Genomic DNA, 16505 nt, shown 5'->3' with positions numbered 1-16505 from the left:
ATTCGCTTCGTATTCCATGTCGACAACGTCCCTGCTCGTCCAATCGCTGCCGGTGCTCGCCCAAGGTGCCGTACTGACCGTCAAGTTCGCCGTGCTGTCGATGGTGTTCGGCCTGCTTGGCGCCGTCGTGCTCGCGATGATGGGCATCCGGCAGAGCGAAGCGCTCGACGGCTTCGAGCGCATCTGGGTCAATGCGCTCGCGTGGCTGGCGCGCGCGTACGTGAGCCTGATGCGCGGCACGCCGCTGCTCGTGCAGATCTTCGTCATCTATTACGGGCTGCCGAGCCTCGGCATCTCGCTCGACCCGACGCCGGCCGGCGTCATCGCGCTGTCCGCGAACGTCGCGGCCTACATGTCGGAAAGCATGCGCGGCGCGATCAACGGGATCGCGCGCGGCCAGTGGCTCGCCGCGTACAGCCTCGGGCTGTCGTGGGGGCAGACGCTGCGCTACGTGATCGGCCCGCAGGCGCTGCGCATCGCGGTGCCGAGCCTGTCGAACAGCCTGATCAGCCTGATCAAGGACACGTCGCTCGTGTCGGTGATCACCGTGACCGAACTGCTGCGCAGCGCGCAGGAAGTGATCGCGGCAACCTATCAGCCGCTGCCGCTCTATCTCGCCGCCGCGGCCGTGTACTGGATCCTGTGCCAGATCCTCGAATGGGTGCAGCGCTGGTACGAAAAGCGCCTGTCGCTGCCGTCGCGGCACTGAGCCGCGCCGTTGCGCCGGGCCGCGCTCGCGGGCCGGGCGCTGTCCTTCCCGCCTGTTCCGTCTATTCGCCCGAATAGCGCACGCCGAGCACGGCGCGCGCCGCATCGGTCATCGCGATCATCTGCCGCGAATGGTCGTGCGTCATGATCGGGCTTTCGGTCTCGCCCGCGCGCAACAGGTCGCAGAAATGCGCGGTTTCGTAGTTCAGCCCGCCGCCCGCGGCCGGTGCGTCGAGTTCGACGGTGCGCCCGTCCGCATAGCGGATCGTCGCACGCTCGGGGTTCCACCACTTCTCGTGAATCGTCACGTGGCCGCCGGCCGCGGCGATCAGCGCGTCGCCGCGCCCCATCACGTCGAGCCCGCAAAAGAGCTGCGCGATCCCGCCGTTCGCGTGCACGCTGTTCAGGCTCGCGAACAGGTCGACTCCCGTCGCGCCGACGCGGCCGAGCGTCTGCACGTCGCGCGCCGCGCCGAGCCAGTCGACGGCGAGAAATGCCTCGTAGATGCCGATATCGAGCAGCGCGCCGCCCGCGCGATCGAGCCGATAGACGGAATGGTCGTCCGGCACCGACGACGAGGCGCAGCCCGCCCGCACGAGCCGGATCTCGCCGATCGGATCGTCACGCAGGTGCGCACGCAGTTGACGGTACAGCGGGAAGAATGGCGGCTTCATCGCCTCCATGAAGAGCAGCCCGGCAGCGCGCGCCGCGTGCAGCACCGTGTCGAGTTGCGCGGCGTTCAGCGCCGCGGGTTTCTCGCACAGCACGGCCTTGCCGGCAGCCAGCGCGGCCAGCGTGTACTGCGCGTGACTGTCATGGAGCGTCGCGATGTAGACCGCGTCGATGTCGCTCGCGAGGAGCGCGTCGAGGCGCGCGGCAGGCGTGCCGCCGTATGTCTCGCAGAAGGCGGCCGCTGCGTCGGCGCGGCGGGCCCAGACGCCGGCGAGCGTGGCGCCCGGCACATGCGCGAGGCTTTGCGCGAAGCGGCGCGCAATGCTGCCTGCACCGACGATGCCGAAGCGCACCGGGCGATGGTCGTTGTCGTTCATCCTGATCTTCCGTGTCGGTCGTATGACGGTTGCCGGCACGCTGCCGGCCGGCCGTCATGATAAACGGCCCGGCGGCACACGGATGAACGACACGCGCGGCGTCAGGCGCGCACCGGCACGTCGACCGAGAAATCGCGCGAAATCTCGTCCGCGCTGAAATCGATCAGCGCGAGCGACGCCGCTTCGGCTTCGCGCGGGTCGCGCCGCTCGATCGCATCGACGACGCGCGCATGCGCCTTCACCGCGATGTCGTGCGCACCTTCCTTCTGCACGACGCGCGGATTCACGAGACGCACCGCACCGCGCACGATCGCCGCCATCTGCTGGAAGAACTGGTTGCCGCTCGCCTGGACGATCCGCGTATGCAGCAACTCGTCCGCCGTGTCGTAGCCGGTGTCGCCCGGCTGCAGCACCTTGAACGCATCGAACGCTTCGCGAATGCCCGCGATGTCGGCCGCCGTCGCACGCACCGCCGCCTGCGCGGTCGCACGCGGTTCGATCAGCATCCGGAATTCGATGACGTCGCGCATGAACTGCGGATCGGGCTTTGCCCGGAATCGCCAACTCACGACGTCTTCGTCGATCATCCGCCAGTCGCGCATCGGCCGCACGCGCGTTCCGACTTTCGGACGCACGTCGAGCATGTCGCGCGCAAGCAACATCGACAACGCTTCCCGCATGACCGTGCGGCTCACGTCGAACTCTTTCGACAGCACGTCCTGCGGCGGCAAGATGCCGCCGTACTTGTCCTCGACGATACCCGCGACAAGCCCATCCATCACTTTGGCGACCAGTGACCGGTCTTTGCCCTGCTCCATGACACCTCCCCGTGCGTCGATTTGCGAACACCTGCTCCGCAGTTCCGCCGGCCCTGGTTACTACTCTGTTCTTATGATCTATAAGTTGATGAGTTCGACGATATTTCGCTATCTGGTAAACACCTGACAGGGTTATCCCTCTTCTGAACGAGGTGATTTATACGGCTAAAAAAAAGGCCCGGGAAGCGCGCCGCGCTTGCCGGACCCCGGTTTCCACAAGATTTAACCATCCAATCCATGACGGCCGATACCGTGCCATTACGGACTGCTTCTCATTCAGTTTCAGCCAGCCGGATAAACGATGGTTTCAACGCCGTTTTCCGTGCCGAGCAAGCACAGATTCGCGCCGCGTTCGGCGAACAGGCCAACCGTCACGACGCCCGGCCATGCGTTCACCTGCGCTTCGAAACCGCGTGGATCGGCGATCTGCAGGCCCTTCACGTCGATGATCTCGTTGCCGTTGTCGGTGATGTAGGGCGCGCCGTCCTTCGTCACGCGCAGCACGGGCACGCCGCCGAGCGCGGTCACGCGCCGGCCGATCGCCGTGCGCGCCATCGGCACGACCTCGATCGGCAGCGGGAACGCGCCGAGCACCGGCACGCGCTTGCTGGCGTCGGCGATGCAGACGAACGTGTCGGCCACCGACGCGACGATCTTCTCGCGCGTCAGCGCGCCGCCGCCGCCCTTGATCATCGCGCCGCCGGCGTCGATCTCGTCGGCGCCGTCGACGTACACCTGAAGCGACTCGATCTCGTTCAGGTCGAACACCTTGATGCCGTGCGATTTCAGGCGTTCGGTCGTGGCGACCGAGCTCGACACGGCGCCGCGATAGCGCGCTTTGACGGCGGCGAGCGCGTCGATGAAGCAGTTGGCGGTCGAGCCGGTGCCGACACCGATCACGGCGCCTTCCGGCACGTTCTGGATCACGTAATCGGCGGCGGCCTGGCCGACGAGGCGTTTGAGTTCGTCTTGAGTCATGGTGTGGTAATGCTGCGGAATGGCGAAAAGCCGCCAGTTTACCGGAGTCGGCCGACGCCCCCGCGTTTTTCGGCGTGCGATACGCGCCACGTATTCAGCGCGTGTCGGCCGCCGGTGCGGGGTCCGTCGCCGGCGTGCCGGGGAAGTACTTGTCGAGCAGCGCCTGGGCGATCGCGTCGCTTTCCGCGTCCGGATTGCCCGCGTAGTCGGACGGCCGGAAATGCATCTGAAACGCCGCGAACACGCGCCGCGTGCGCGCGTCGAGCACGCCGTCGGTCGGCACGTCGTAGCCGTAGCGCGCAAGCTTGAGCTGCAGCTCGCGCACGTCGACCGGCGCGTGCGGGTCGCGGCCGCCGAGCCGCGCGACGACGGTCGCGTCGTCCGGCCATGCACCGACGCCGGCTTGCGCGAGCGCATGCCACGGAAACAGCGGGCCGGGATCGATCTTGCGTTGCGGGGCGATGTCGCTGTGCCCGACCACGCGCGTCGGCGGAATCCCGTAGCGGGCGACGATGTCCTTCGACAGGCGGATCAGCGCGTCGACCTGTTCGGGCGGATACGGCTGCCAGGTGCGCTGCTGCGCGTCGAGCGGGCCGCGGTTCACGTTCTCGATGCCGATCGACACCGCGTTCAGCTCGGTCGTGCCCTGCCACTCGCTGACGCCCGCGTGCCACGCGCGCTGCGCTTCCGGAACGAGCTGGTAGACGACGGGCATCCCGCGCTCGATGCGTGGCTGCGGCGGGATGACGTAATGCACGCTGACCGATTCGCCGGTCAGCGTGCGCAGCGATTTCGTCTCGTCGCTTTCGGTGTAATGCATCACGAGAAAGCGGATCCGCGAATCGGCGCCGCGCGCATGCAGGCTCGTGTCGGCATAGTAGGTGCCGCGTTCTACGAGCGACGACGACGTGCAGGCCGCCAGCAGGCCGAGCACGGCGCAGGAGACACCAACACGAAACAGGGTCATCGGTCGCGGGTTCCGGAGAGCCGCATGCCGCATTGCATCGCGGCACGCGTCGTTCGGGTCATTCGACGCCCGCGCATCGCGCGCGGGACGGGCGGTGCCGAGGGCAGCCGCGGGCTCAGCCCTTCACGCGCCGCTGGCGCACGGCTTCGTACAGGCACACGCCGCTGGCGACCGACACGTTCAGGCTTTCCACGCTGCCGGCCATCGGGATGCTCATCACTTCGTCGCAGGTGTCGCGCGTGAGCCGGCGCATGCCTTCGCCTTCCGCGCCCATCACGAGCGCGACGGGGCCGTCGAGCTTCGTCTCGTAGAGCGTCGCCGATGCCTCGTCCGACGTGCCGATGATCCACACGCCGGCTTCCTTCAGCTCGCGCAGCGCGCGGGCGAGGTTCGTCACCGTGATGTACGGCACCGTATCGGCCGCCCCGCTCGCCACCTTGGCCGCGGTCGCGTTCAGGCCGACCGCGCGGTCGCGCGGGGCGATCACCGCATGCGCGCCGGCCGAATCGGCGACCCGCAGGCACGCGCCGAGGTTGTGCGGATCGGTGACGCCATCGAGCACGAGCAGCAGCGCGGGCCCGTTGATGCCGTCGAGCAGCTCGGACAGGTTCTGCGCGAGCGGCATGTCCTCGACGCGCGCGACGACGCCCTGGTGGCGCTCGGTATGTGCGAGGCCCCACAGGCGCGTTTCGTCGGCCGCGATCAGCCGCACGCCCGCTTCCTTCGCGGTGTGCAGGAAGTCCTGCATGCGGCGGTCGCGGCGCGTCTGGTCGTACAGCACCTCCGCCACCGTCGATGCATCGTGCCGCAAACGTGCGGTCACCGCATGAAAACCGTAAAGAACCTTCAGACGTGACATGACTGGAACAACCTTCGATCAAACGTGCGGCCGCGCGACATGCGCAGCCGCGATCCATGGAAAAGGAAAGCGCCGCGTGCCCGGCCGATGACCGGTGACGCGGCGTCTCTCGATACTGCAGGGCGTGTGCGTAGGCCGCCCCGAACGCTCAATACTTCTTGCGGGCGCGGGCCTTCTTCGCGGGTGCGCCGCCACCGCCGCCGCCCTTCTTCTTCGCGGCGCCACGCGCGGCGCGCGCTTCCTTCACCGCGACGCTCGGCGCGCTCGCGGCCGTCTTGCGACGCGGCGCGGCTTCCTCGACCGGCGGCAGCGCACGCACGCGCGGGCCGCTGCCGTTGCGATCGCCGCCGGCAGCCGGCGCGGGCGACGGACGCGGCGCCTTCACCGGCGTATCGCGCACGAGGCGGAAATCGATCTTGCGCGCATCGAGATCGACGCGGCTCACCTGCACGCGCACGCGATCCGACAGGCGATAGCGGATGCCCGTGCGTTCGCCGCGCAGCTCGTTCTTGATCTCGTCGTACTGGAAGTAGTCCGAGCCGAGCTCCGTCACGTGCACGAGCCCTTCGATGAACAGCGTGTCGAGCTGCACGAAGATGCCGAACGACGTCACGCCGTTCACCATCCCGCCGTACTCCTCGCCGAGCTTGTCGCGCATGAAGTAGCACTTGAGCCACGCTTCGACGTCACGCGACGCCTCGTCCGCGCGACGCTCGTTCGCCGAGCAGTGCAGGCCGAGCTCTTCCCAGATCGCCGTGTTCGAACGCGAACGGCCGCGCGCTTCATCGTCGGCCTGCTGCATCGCGCGGGCGCGCGGCGACAGCGCGGTATTCAGCTCGAAGCCTTCCGGCGCCTTCGGCGTGTATTTCTTGCCCGACAGGATCGCGTAGATCGCGCGGTGCGTGAGCAGGTCCGGATAGCGGCGGATCGGGCTCGTGAAGTGCGCGTACGCCTCGTATGCGAGACCGAAGTGGCCGATGTTGTCCGGGCTGTAGACCGCCTGCTGCATCGAGCGCAGCAGCATCGGCTGCAGCATCTGCGCGTCCGGCCGGTCGCGGATCTGCGCCATCAGCGCCGCGTAGTCGCTCGCATGCGGCTTGTCGCCGCCGCCGAGCGACAGGCCCATCCCGCGCAGGAACGCGCGCAGGTTCTCGAGCTTCTCCGGCGTCGGCCCCGCGTGCACGCGGTACAGGCCCGGATGCTTGTTGCGCTTCAGGAAATCGGCCGCGCAGACGTTCGCGGCCAACATGCATTCCTCGATCAGCTTGTGCGCGTCGTTGCGCTGACGCGGCACGATCTGCTCGATCTTGCCCTGCGAGTTGCAGACGATGTAGGTCTCGGTCGTGTCGAAGTCGATCGCGCCGCGCTTTTGGCGGGCGGCGAACAGCGACTTGTAGACGCCGTACAGATCCTGCAGGTGCGGCAGCAGGTCGGCGCGGCGCGCGGCCTCCGGCCCCTTCGTGTTCGACAGCACGGCCGCGACTTCGGTGTACGTCAGGCGCGCCGCCGAATGGATCACCGCCGGATAGAACTGGTATGCCTTGATCTCGCCGCGCGCGGTGATCACCATGTCGCACGCAAGCACGCAGCGGTCGACCTGCGGGTTCAGCGAACAGAGGCCGTTCGACAGCTTCTCCGGCAGCATCGGGATCACGCGGCGCGGGAAGTAGACCGACGTACTGCGCTCGAGCGCGTCGGCGTCGAGCCCGCTGCCCGGCTGCACGTAGTGCGACACGTCGGCGATCGCGACGATCAGCCGGAAGCCGTCGCCGCGGCCGACCTTGACCGGCTCGCAGTAGACGGCATCGTCGAAGTCGCGGGCGTCCTCGCCGTCGATCGTCACGAGCGGCACGTCGCGCAGGTCGACGCGGAAACGCAGGTCGGCCGGCCGCACCTTGTCGGGCAGCGCGGCGGCCTCGTCGAGCGCCGGCTGGCTGAATTCGTGCGGCACGCCGTACTTGCGCACCGCGATTTCGATTTCCATGCCCGGATCGTCGATATCGCCGAGCACTTCGACGACACGGCCGAGCGGCTGCGAATGGCGGCTCGGGAAATCGGTCAGCTCGACGACGACGACCTGCCCGACCTTCGCCTTCTTCACGTTCTGCGTGATCAGGATGTCGTGGCCGATGCGCTTGTCTTCCGGCGCGACGATCAACGCGCCGTTCTCGTTCAGCAGGCGGCCGATCACGCGCTTGTTCGCGCGCTCGGTGACTTCGACGACATGCCCTTCGGGACGGCCGCGGCGATCGTAGCCGACGATCCGCGCGAGGACGCGGTCGTTGTGCATCACCTTCTGCATTTCGCCGTTCGGCAAGAACAGGTCGTCCTGGCCGTCGTCGCGGATCACGAACCCGTAGCCGTCGCGATGCCCCTGCACGCGTCCCGCGACGAAATTCGACGGATGGGTCAACTGATAGTGGCCGCGCTTGTCGAGGCGGATCTGGCCGTCGCGCTCCATCGCGGCGACACGCCGGAAGAACCCCTCGCGCTCCTGCCGCTTGATCGACAGGGCTTCGGCGATGTCGTTGGCGGCCAGCGGCGCGTCGCTCGTACGCAGCACGCCGAGAATCTCTTCACGGCTCGGAATGGGGTACGGATATTTGCTCAAGGGTTTGTCGATGATTGTTCTCGTTGCGTTGACCGATGGTGCACGGCATCAACATAGAGGTGTCCGTCAGACAGTTCTATATTGACGGCGGCGGGTCATTCTATCACCCGCCTTGTGTCGCCAAATGACGGGAATGCCGCCGGCACGCGCGGCGGCAGCCGGTTTGCGATGCATCGCAAAAAAGTGTTGACAGGCATAATTGGGGCGCTATAATTTCGCTTCTTTGCAGCAAGCAGCTACTGCAAAACGTGCCCAGGTGGCGGAATTGGTAGACGCACTAGGTTCAGGTCCTAGCGGTGGCAACATCGTGGAGGTTCGAGTCCTCTCCTGGGCACCATCTGTTTTGAAAAGGTCGGCTTTATGCCGGCCTTTTTTCATTTCGGCGCTGGCATCGCGAGTGTCCGTCTTCGGCCTTTATGTCGGCCGCTTAGATCGATAGCAGAATGAATCGGTTATCAATCGCCCTCCCCGTTGTTACGTTGGCCGCCTCGCTTTCGACGCATCCAACGAGGCGCCCCTCCATGACGTCGATGAACCGCCGCGCATTCGCACACGCGATGCTGGCCGCGGGCCGCGCTGCCGCCGGTGTTCGCGCGCACGCCGAGAACGCACCGGCCACGCCGCGCATCGGGTATCAGAAGTCGTCGACGCCGATCACGCTGCTCAAGACGCGCGGCACGCTCGCGCAGGCGCTGACGCCGCCCGGCCTGCGCGTGTCATGGCATGAATTCGCGAGCGGATTGCCGCTGACCGAAGCGCTCAACGTCGGCGCCATCGACTTCAGTGCGGACGTGGCCGATACGGTCCCTGTCTTCGCGCAGGCCGCGCATGCGCGTTTCGTGTACGTCGCGCAGGAGGCGCCTTCGCCGGAGGCGCGGCGATCGTCGTCAAGCAGGACAGCGCGCTACGCACGCTCGCCGATCTCAACGGCCGGCGCATCGCGGTCACGAAGGCGGCCGGCAGCCACTACCTGCTGCCTGCGGCGCTCGCCCGCGCGAAGCTCGCGCCCGCCGACGTGGCGCTTCATTACCTGACACCCGACGGCCGCGCCGCATTCGAACGCGGCAGTGCGGACGCATGGATCACGTGGGATCCCTATGTCGCGTCGGTCGACCGGAATCCCGACGTACGGATTCTGGCCGACGGCACCGGACTCGCGTCGTACCGGCACTAGCACCTCGCATCGAGCAGCTTCGCCGCCGCGCGATCCGACGTCGTCCAGATCGTATTCGATCAGTTGTCGCAGGCGGGCACATGGCTGCACGAGCATCAGCAGGAGGCCGCCGCCACCCTCGCGCCAATCTGGGGACTCGACGCGAAGACCATCGAGCGCGCGAACGCGCGAAGCAGCTATCTCGTGCGTGCGGTGGTCGCGCGGAACTTTGGCCAACAGCAGAAGATCACGGACACGTTCCTTGCGGCCGGGCTACTGCCCGCCCGCGTCGATACCAGCCAGGCACAGCGCTGGAATTTCACGACGAGGCGCGCGGAGCCGGTCGGCGCGTGACGGTCGGCTACGGCCCGCTACGCAACGCGCGCCCTATTTTTACCGCGCCGGATGAAATTGTGTTGACAGACTCTGCCGACACGCTAAAATAGCGGTCTTCGCATCGCAGCAAGAAGCGAAACGTGCCCAGGTGGCGGAATTGGTAGACGCACTAGGTTCAGGTCCTAGCGGTGGCAACACCGTGGAGGTTCGAGTCCTCTCCTGGGCACCATCTGTTTTGAAAAGGTCGGCTTTATGCCGGCCTTTTTTCATTTCCAGCCCCGGACTGCACGGTACACGCACCGACATCGATGATTCGCGTCGCCGCAAACCGATCGGCACATCGATCGCCCTGCCCGACCCACTCAACTATTTTCGCTTGCGACACTCAAATAGTGTTGACAGCCCCGAAAGACACGCTATAATTTCGCTTCTTTGCAGCAAGCAGCTACTGCAAAACGTGCCCAGGTGGCGGAATTGGTAGACGCACTAGGTTCAGGTCCTAGCGGTGGTAACATCGTGGAGGTTCGAGTCCTCTCCTGGGCACCACTCGATTTATAAAAAAGGTCGGCGAAAGCTGACCTTTTTTCATTTCGAGCCCAGGAAGCAAAGCCCCTGCGCGCTTTGCGCGAGGACTCGAAAGGCTGCGCTTGCAAGCGCAGCCGGGGTCGCGCTTGTGTGACCGAGTCCTCTCCTGGGCACCATCTGTTTTTGAAAGGTCGGCTTTATGCCGGCCTTTTTTCATTTCCAGCCCCCTCGCAGAATCGGGTGCGTTGACGGAATTTCCGCATCGCGGACGCAACGCATATCGTCCTGCCACACCCGTACCCGCCCCACTTCAGCCGCCGCACACCGCCAATCCGTTTAGCGACCGCATCGCGCCCCTTCACTTCGCTGCGGCATGAAACGTCCGTCGCAGAACAAAAAACCGGGATTTCCCTAGGCTGACAGGCCGCCGCTCACGCGGTTAAATAAATCAACGTGATTTATTTAATGCGCCGCCGAGCGGTGCGACATGGAAGGAGACGCCATGAGAAGCCCGCACTTCGGCCAGGGAAGCAATTCGGCCAACGTGCGCCGTTACAACGAGCGCCTGCTGCTGAAGACGCTGCGCCGCGCCGGCAGCGCGTCGAAGGCCGACCTCGCCCGTCTCGCGAGCATGACGGGGACGGCGGTCGGCAGCATCATCGCGTCCCTCGCCGACGCGAAGCTGATCGAATTCGCTGGCCGCACCGAAGGCCAACGCGGCCAGCCCGCGTCGCTGATCCGCCTCGATCCGCGCGGCGCGTTCGGCATCGGCGTCCATCTCGACCGGATGCGCATCGAGACGGCGCTCGTCAACTTCGCGGGCGACGTGCTCGGCCGCCGCTCGCACGACACGCTGCTCCCCGCACCGGCCGACGTGCTCGAGATCGTGCGTCACGACATCGACGCGATGCAGGCCCTGCTCCCCGACCATGAACGCGCGCGCCTGACCGGCGTCGGCGTCGCGCAGCCGTACAACCTCGGTGCGTGGATGCGCGAGCTCGGTCTCGCGCCCGACACGTTCCGCGCGTGGGAAGACGTCGATTTCGCGGCCGATCTCGGCCGCACGCTGTCGCTGCCCGTATTCGGCGAAAACGACGGCAACGCGGCCGCGATCGCCGAACTGTTCTACGGGTACGGCCGGCAGTGCGACGACTTCGTCTACCTGTTCATCGGGCCGGCGATCGGCGGCGGAATCGCGATCGACGGCGACTGCCTGCGCGGCGTGACCGGCAATGCCGGCGACATCGCGGTGATCCCGGTGCCGCCGAGCCGGCTGGCGTCCGCGCCGCCGCCGCGCGGCCAGTGCGACATCCTGCTCGCGCGCGCATCGCTGCATGCGCTTGTGCGCCACCTGCGCCATCACGGCGAGACGGTCGAGAATCGCGCCGATCTCGAAGCCTGCATCGCCCGCGGCCTGCCGGCCGTCGACGAATGGATCGACGACTGCGTCGACGCGCTCGCGCCGGCGTTGCGCGCGGTGCTGTGCGTGATCGACGCGCCGGTGGTCGTGCTCGACGCCGACACCGACGCGGGCCTGCTCGACGCGGTCACGACCCGCCTGCGCGCGGCGCTGGTGGCCACCGCGCCCGAGGCGCGCGGCACGCCGGTACTCGTGCGCGGCACGTTCGGCGCCGACGCCGGCGCGATCGGCGCCGCCACGCTGCCGATGTTTTTCAACTTCTCTCCGCGGGCCGGCATCCTCAAGGGCGCCCGCACCGATTTGCAGGAGGTCCACCATGTCGCGTTCTGAGTCGCCCCGCCCGCTGCTCGAGATGCGCGGAATCAGCAAGACGTTCCCGGCCGTGCGCGCGCTCGACAACGTCAGCCTCACCGTCTATCCCGGCGAGATCCATTCGCTGATGGGCGAGAACGGCGCGGGCAAATCGACGCTGATGAAGATCCTGTCGGGCGCCTACCGCGCCGACGCCGGCGGCGAGATCCTGATCGACGGCCAACGCATCGACATCGACGGCCCGCTCGCCGCGCGCGATGCCGGCGTCGCGGTGATCTACCAGGAGCTGTGCCTGTCGCCGAACCTGACCGTCGCGGAAAACATCTACATTGGCCGCGAACTGCGCCGCGGCAACCGGCGCTGGGGCACGATCGATCGCGCGGCGATGGCGCGCGGCTGCCAGGACGTGCTCGCGCGCCTGGGCGCCCCGTTCGGCCCCGACACGCTCGTCGACACGCTATCGATCGCCGAGCAGCAGCTCGTCGAAATCGCACGCGCCGTGCACACCCGCGCCCGCATCCTCGTGATGGACGAACCGACCACGCCGCTGTCGTCGCGCGAAACCGAGCATCTGTTCAGCCTGATCCGTCAGTTGCGCGAGGAAGGTCTCGCGATCATCTACATCAGCCATCGGATGGCGGAGATCTACGAACTGTCCGATCGCGTGTCGGTGCTGCGCGACGGCACCTACGTCGGCACGCTGGAGCGCGAAGCGCTGTCGGCCGAGCGGCTCGTCGCGATGATGGTCGGCCGCGACATCTCCGGCTTCTACAAGAAGGAGCACGCGCCGTACGACCCCGGCCACCTGCTGCTGTCGGTCCGCGACATCGCCGACGACGCGCGCGTGCGTGGCTGCAGCCTCGACCTGCACGCCGGCGAGGTGCTCGGCATCGCGGGGCTCGTCGGCGCGGGCCGCACCGAGCTCGCGCGGCTGATCTTCGGGGCCGAGCCGCGCGCGCGCGGCGACGTGAAGCTGGGCGAGCGTACGTTCGGCGCGCACTCGCCGCGCGACGCGATCGACGCGGGGCTCGTCTACCTGACCGAGGACCGCAAGCGCCAGGGCCTGTTCCTCGACATGAGCGTGCGCGACAACATCAACATCTCGGTGTGCAACCGCGATGTGCGGCTCGGTGCGCTCGACCTCGCGCGCGGCGCCGAACGCGCGCGCGACGCCATCGCATCGCTGTCGATCCGCGTCCCGCACGCGAACGTCAACGTCGGCGCGCTGTCGGGCGGCAACCAGCAGAAAGTGCTGCTGTCGCGCCTGCTCGAGACGAAGCCGCGCGTACTGATCCTCGACGAACCGACCCGCGGCGTCGACATCGGCGCGAAATCCGAGATCTACCGGATCATCAACGAACTGGCCCGTGCCGGCGTGGGCGTGATCGTGATCTCGAGCGAACTGCCGGAAATCATCGGCGTCGCCGACCGCGTGCTCGTGATGCGCGAAGGCGAGATCGCCGGCGAACTCGGCGGCCACACACATACGCCGATCACGCAGGAAGCGATCATCGCGCTCGCCACCGGCTCGCAGGCCGAACTGGCCGACGCGCACTGAGCGCCGCCCCTTTTCATTTCACTCTCACATTCAGGCTACCGAAATGATCAACCCGACCAAGCAGCGGAACCTCGCTTCCGCGACCGCCCACCCGGTCGCCAACCGCACGCCCCTGATGCGCGGCGCCGATCATCGCGCCCGCATGCAATCGCTGATCCGCACGGCCGGCATGCTGCCGGTGCTGCTGGTCCTGTGCGTCGGTTTCGGCTTCCTGACCGACGGCTTCTTCACGCTGCAGAACCTGTCGATCGTCACGCAGCAGGCGTCGATCAACATCGTGCTCGCCGCCGGCATGACCTTCGTGATCCTGACCGGCGGCATCGACCTGTCGGTCGGCTCGGTGCTCGCCGCCGCGGCGGTCGCGGCGCTGATCGCGTCGACCATTCCCGGCTGGGGCTGGCTCGGCGTGCCGTTCGCGCTCGTCGTCGGCCTCGTGTTCGGCGCGATCAACGGCGGGCTGATCTCGTTCCTGCGCCTGCCGCCGTTCATCGTCACGCTCGGCGCGATGACGGCCGTGCGCGGCGTCGCGCGCCTGATCGGCAACGACACGACCGTGTTCAACCCGCAACTGCCGTTCGCGTTCATCGGCAACGGCTCGATCCTCGGCGTGCCGTGGCTCGTCGTGATCGCGTGCGCGGTGATCGCGATCTCGTGGTTCATCCTGCGCCGCACGGTGCTCGGGATGCGGATCTATTCGGTCGGCGGCAACCCGGAGGCCGCGCGCCTGTCGGGCATCAACGTGCGGGCGATCCAGATGTTCGTGTATGCGGCGTCGGGCCTGCTCGCCGGCCTCGGCGCGGTGATGTCGGCCGCGCGCCTGTATGCGGCCAACGGCCTGCAGCTCGGCCAGTCGTACGAACTCGACGCGATCGCCGCGGTGATCCTCGGCGGCACGAGCTTCGTCGGCGGCGTCGGCTCGATCGTCGGCACGCTGATCGGCGCGCTGATCATCGCGGTGCTGACCAACGGCCTCGTGCTGCTCGGCGTGTCCGACATCTGGCAGTACATCATCAAGGGGCTGGTGATCATCGGCGCGGTCGCGCTCGATCGCTATCGCCAGCGCGACTCGGCCCGTACTTGACTCCCTTCCCTCATCGTTCAACCATCGGCGCGCAGGCAGGTCCTCCTGCGCGCGTTCACCAACAGACCTCTCGGAGACACAACGACATGTTCAAGCACACCGCCGCCCTGACCGCCGTCGCCTGCGCACTCGCCTTCGGCGCCGCCGCCGCCCACGCAGCCGACAAGCCGCTGAAATCGATCGGCGTCACGGTCGGGTCGCTCGGCAATCCGTACTTCGTCACGATCGTGAAAGGCGCCGAAGCGCGCGCGAAGCAGCTCAACCCGAATGCGAAGGTCACGGCCGTATCGGCCGACTACGACCTGAACAAGCAATTCACGCAGATCGACAACTTCATCTCCGCGCACGTCGACATGATCCTGCTCAACGCGACCGACCCCAAGGCGATCGAGCCAGCGGTGAAGAAGGCGCAGGCGGCCGGCATCACGGTCGTCGCGGTGGACGTCGCCGCGGCCGGCGCGAACGCGACCGTGCAGACCAACAACGTGAAGGCCGGCGAACTCGCGTGCGACTACCTCGCGAAGAAGCTGAACGGCAAGGGCAACGTGATCATCGAGAACGGCCCGCAGGTGTCGGCCGTGATCGATCGCGTGAACGGCTGCAAGGCCGTACTCGCGAAGAACCCGGGCATCAAGCTGCTGTCGAGCGACCAGGACGGCAAGGGCTCGCGCGAAGGCGGGATGAACGCGATGCAGGGCTACCTGACGCGCTTTCCGAAGCTCGACGGCGTGTTCACGATCAACGACCCGCAGGCGATCGGCAGCGATCTCGCGGCGAAACAGCTGAACCGCCCGAACATCGTGATCACGTCGGTCGACGGCGCGCCGGACATCGAGGTCGCGCTCAAGTCGAACACGCTCGTGCAGGCGTCGTCGAGCCAGGATCCGTGGGCGATGGCGCAGCAGGCCGTCAACGTCGGCTACGGGATCATGAACGGCCAGAAGCCGGCCAATCCGATGATCCTGATCGAGCCGACGCTCGTCACGCGCGACAACGTGAAGACCTACAAGGGCTGGAGTTCGCCGCGCTGATCGCGGCGATCGCGCCGCCCGCCCGCGAGGCCGGGCGGTGCCGGGCCGCGTCGCCGCGCGCGACGGCCCGCACTGCCCGCCTGTTCAGATTCAGATCAACCGCCGCACGGCCGCGCGCGACGCCGCGGCACAAGGTTTCAACATGACGACGACGTTTCCCCGCCTGATCGTTTTCGGCGAAGCGCTGACCGATTTCATCCGCGACGACGCCCAGCACTGGCACAGCGTCGCCGGCGGCTCGTGCTGGAACGTCGCGCGCGTCGGCGCGCGACTCGGCGTGCCGACGGCCTTCGCCGGTACGGTCAGCCGCGACACCTTCGGCGACGAGCTGATGCGCAAGAGCGCCGATGCAGGGCTCGACATGCGCTTCATCCGGCAGGTCGACCGCGCGCCACTGCTCGCGATGGTCGTGTCGAAGCAGCCGCCCGACTATTTCTTCATCGGCGAAAACAGCGCCGATCTCGCGTTCGATCCGGCCGACTTGCCGGCAGGCGCGTTCGATGCGGCCGACATCGTGCACGTCGGCTCGCTCGGCGTCGTGCGCGAGCCGCTCGCGTCGCGCCTGATCGCGCTCGCGCAGGCCGCGCGCGCCGCCGGCAAGCGAATCTCGTTCGATCCGAACTTCCGCGCGCCGATGGCCGCGCCGTCGTATCGCGACACGCTGCGCCGGCTGACCGCGCTTGCCGACTGGATCAAGGTATCCGACGAAGATCTGCGCGGGCTGTTTCCCGAACTCGACGAAGCGGCCGCGCTCGCGCAACTGCGTGCATGGGCACCCGACGCGACGATGCTCGTCACGCGCGGCGCAGCCGGCATGCAGTTGCTGCATCGCGATACCGTGCTGTTCCAGCCCGCGTTCCCGACCGAGGTGGCCGATACGGTCGGCTGCGGCGATGCGAGCATCGGCGGCTGGCTCGCGAGCCAGCTTGCGCGGCCCGATGCGACGGACGCCGAGCATCTGCGCTACGCGGCCGCGTGCGCGGCCGTCGCCTGTGAACACGCAGGCGCCTATGCCCCGACGGCCGCGGAAGTGACCGACATGATCGAGCGTACCGCCGCCAGCGCCGCGCCTTCGCAATAGACGGCGCCGACGCGCCGC

12 protein-coding genes, 3 tRNA genes and 1 pseudogene are annotated in these 16505 nt (G+C 67.4%); 10 read left to right on the top strand and 6 right to left on the bottom strand.

Going from position 1 to position 16505, the window contains the following annotated elements:
* The first annotated feature begins 16 nt into the window (after positions 1 to 16).
* Positions 17 to 709 (top strand): amino acid ABC transporter permease, encoded by a 693-nt coding sequence (locus CFB89_RS07550; RefSeq protein WP_006484207.1) that lies wholly within the window; start codon positions 17 to 19, stop codon positions 707 to 709.
* 61 nt (positions 710 to 770) lie between these two features.
* Here the strand turns inward: CFB89_RS07550 and CFB89_RS07545 are convergent, their stop codons facing one another.
* The 6 genes from CFB89_RS07545 to rnr all read right to left on the bottom strand — a co-directional run bounded on the left by CFB89_RS07545 (position 771) and on the right by rnr (position 7990).
* Positions 771 to 1757, bottom strand: a complete 987-nt coding sequence (locus CFB89_RS07545) for a Gfo/Idh/MocA family protein (protein ID WP_089467342.1) — start codon at positions 1755 to 1757, stop codon at positions 771 to 773.
* Between the two features lie 101 nt (positions 1758 to 1858).
* A complete protein-coding gene (locus tag CFB89_RS07540) occupies positions 1859 to 2575 on the bottom strand; it encodes a FadR/GntR family transcriptional regulator (protein ID WP_089467341.1) in 717 nt (238 codons plus the stop codon).
* A gap of 282 nt (positions 2576 to 2857) precedes the next feature.
* Positions 2858 to 3553: a ribose-5-phosphate isomerase RpiA gene (gene rpiA, locus CFB89_RS07535; protein ID WP_089467340.1), complete on the bottom strand. Its 696-nt coding sequence runs from the start codon at positions 3551 to 3553 to the stop codon at positions 2858 to 2860.
* A 94-nt stretch (positions 3554 to 3647) separates the two neighbouring features.
* Positions 3648 to 4520, bottom strand: a complete 873-nt coding sequence (locus CFB89_RS07530) for an N-acetylmuramoyl-L-alanine amidase (protein ID WP_089467339.1) — start codon at positions 4518 to 4520, stop codon at positions 3648 to 3650.
* Positions 4521 to 4635: 115 nt separating this feature from the next.
* Positions 4636 to 5379, bottom strand: a complete 744-nt coding sequence (gene rlmB, locus CFB89_RS07525) for a 23S rRNA (guanosine(2251)-2'-O)-methyltransferase RlmB (RefSeq protein WP_089467338.1) — start codon at positions 5377 to 5379, stop codon at positions 4636 to 4638.
* A 148-nt stretch (positions 5380 to 5527) separates the two neighbouring features.
* Positions 5528 to 7990, bottom strand: coding sequence for a ribonuclease R (gene rnr, locus CFB89_RS07520; protein ID WP_089467337.1), 2463 nt, complete (start codon positions 7988 to 7990; stop codon positions 5528 to 5530).
* Between the two features lie 250 nt (positions 7991 to 8240).
* Between rnr and CFB89_RS07515 the strand changes: the two genes are divergently transcribed.
* The 9 genes and pseudogenes from CFB89_RS07515 to CFB89_RS07475 all read left to right on the top strand — a co-directional run bounded on the left by CFB89_RS07515 (position 8241) and on the right by CFB89_RS07475 (position 16487).
* Positions 8241 to 8327, top strand: a tRNA-Leu gene (locus CFB89_RS07515).
* A gap of 184 nt (positions 8328 to 8511) precedes the next feature.
* Positions 8512 to 9497: pseudogene (locus CFB89_RS07510) on the top strand (aliphatic sulfonate ABC transporter substrate-binding protein).
* Between the two features lie 124 nt (positions 9498 to 9621).
* Positions 9622 to 9708 (top strand) — tRNA-Leu (locus CFB89_RS07505).
* Between the two features lie 230 nt (positions 9709 to 9938).
* A tRNA-Leu gene (locus tag CFB89_RS07500) sits at positions 9939 to 10025 on the top strand.
* A 481-nt stretch (positions 10026 to 10506) separates the two neighbouring features.
* Positions 10507 to 11754, top strand: a complete 1248-nt coding sequence (locus tag CFB89_RS07495; RefSeq protein WP_089467942.1) for an ROK family protein — start codon at positions 10507 to 10509, stop codon at positions 11752 to 11754.
* On the top strand, positions 11741 to 13294 hold the full coding sequence (locus tag CFB89_RS07490; RefSeq protein WP_089467336.1) for a sugar ABC transporter ATP-binding protein: 1554 nt from the start codon (positions 11741 to 11743) through the stop codon (positions 13292 to 13294). Before CFB89_RS07495 ends, CFB89_RS07490 begins: the two co-directional genes overlap by 14 nt.
* 43 nt (positions 13295 to 13337) lie before the next feature.
* Complete coding sequence (locus CFB89_RS07485) at positions 13338 to 14375, top strand: ribose ABC transporter permease (RefSeq protein WP_011545296.1); 1038 nt, start codon at positions 13338 to 13340, stop codon at positions 14373 to 14375.
* Between the two features lie 86 nt (positions 14376 to 14461).
* The gene (locus CFB89_RS07480; protein ID WP_089467335.1) at positions 14462 to 15406 is read left to right on the top strand and encodes an ABC transporter substrate-binding protein; all 945 of its coding nucleotides are present in this window, start codon (positions 14462 to 14464) and stop codon (positions 15404 to 15406) included.
* 142 nt (positions 15407 to 15548) lie between these two features.
* Positions 15549 to 16487: a carbohydrate kinase gene (locus CFB89_RS07475; protein WP_089467941.1), complete on the top strand. Its 939-nt coding sequence runs from the start codon at positions 15549 to 15551 to the stop codon at positions 16485 to 16487.
* The last annotated feature ends 18 nt before the right edge of the window (positions 16488 to 16505 follow it).

The organism is Burkholderia sp. AU16741 (assembly GCF_002223345.1).
Taxonomy (GTDB): domain Bacteria; phylum Pseudomonadota; class Gammaproteobacteria; order Burkholderiales; family Burkholderiaceae; genus Burkholderia; species Burkholderia sola.
This window is presented reverse-complemented; position numbering and strand designations above follow the sequence as displayed.

Coding starts and splice junctions, on each gene's coding strand:
- CFB89_RS07550 (WP_006484207.1), top strand. CDS start 17: ATGTCGACAACGTCCCTGCTCGTCCAATCGCTGCCGGTGCTCGCCCAA.
- CFB89_RS07545 (WP_089467342.1), bottom strand. CDS start 1,757: ATGAACGACAACGACCATCGCCCGGTGCGCTTCGGCATCGTCGGTGCA.
- CFB89_RS07540 (WP_089467341.1), bottom strand. CDS start 2,575: ATGGAGCAGGGCAAAGACCGGTCACTGGTCGCCAAAGTGATGGATGGG.
- rpiA (WP_089467340.1), bottom strand. CDS start 3,553: ATGACTCAAGACGAACTCAAACGCCTCGTCGGCCAGGCCGCCGCCGAT.
- CFB89_RS07530 (WP_089467339.1), bottom strand. CDS start 4,520: ATGACCCTGTTTCGTGTTGGTGTCTCCTGCGCCGTGCTCGGCCTGCTG.
- rlmB (WP_089467338.1), bottom strand. CDS start 5,379: ATGTCACGTCTGAAGGTTCTTTACGGTTTTCATGCGGTGACCGCACGT.
- CFB89_RS07495 (WP_089467942.1), top strand. CDS start 10,507: ATGAGAAGCCCGCACTTCGGCCAGGGAAGCAATTCGGCCAACGTGCGC.
- CFB89_RS07490 (WP_089467336.1), top strand. CDS start 11,741: ATGTCGCGTTCTGAGTCGCCCCGCCCGCTGCTCGAGATGCGCGGAATC.
- CFB89_RS07485 (WP_011545296.1), top strand. CDS start 13,338: ATGATCAACCCGACCAAGCAGCGGAACCTCGCTTCCGCGACCGCCCAC.
- CFB89_RS07480 (WP_089467335.1), top strand. CDS start 14,462: ATGTTCAAGCACACCGCCGCCCTGACCGCCGTCGCCTGCGCACTCGCC.
- CFB89_RS07475 (WP_089467941.1), top strand. CDS start 15,549: ATGACGACGACGTTTCCCCGCCTGATCGTTTTCGGCGAAGCGCTGACC.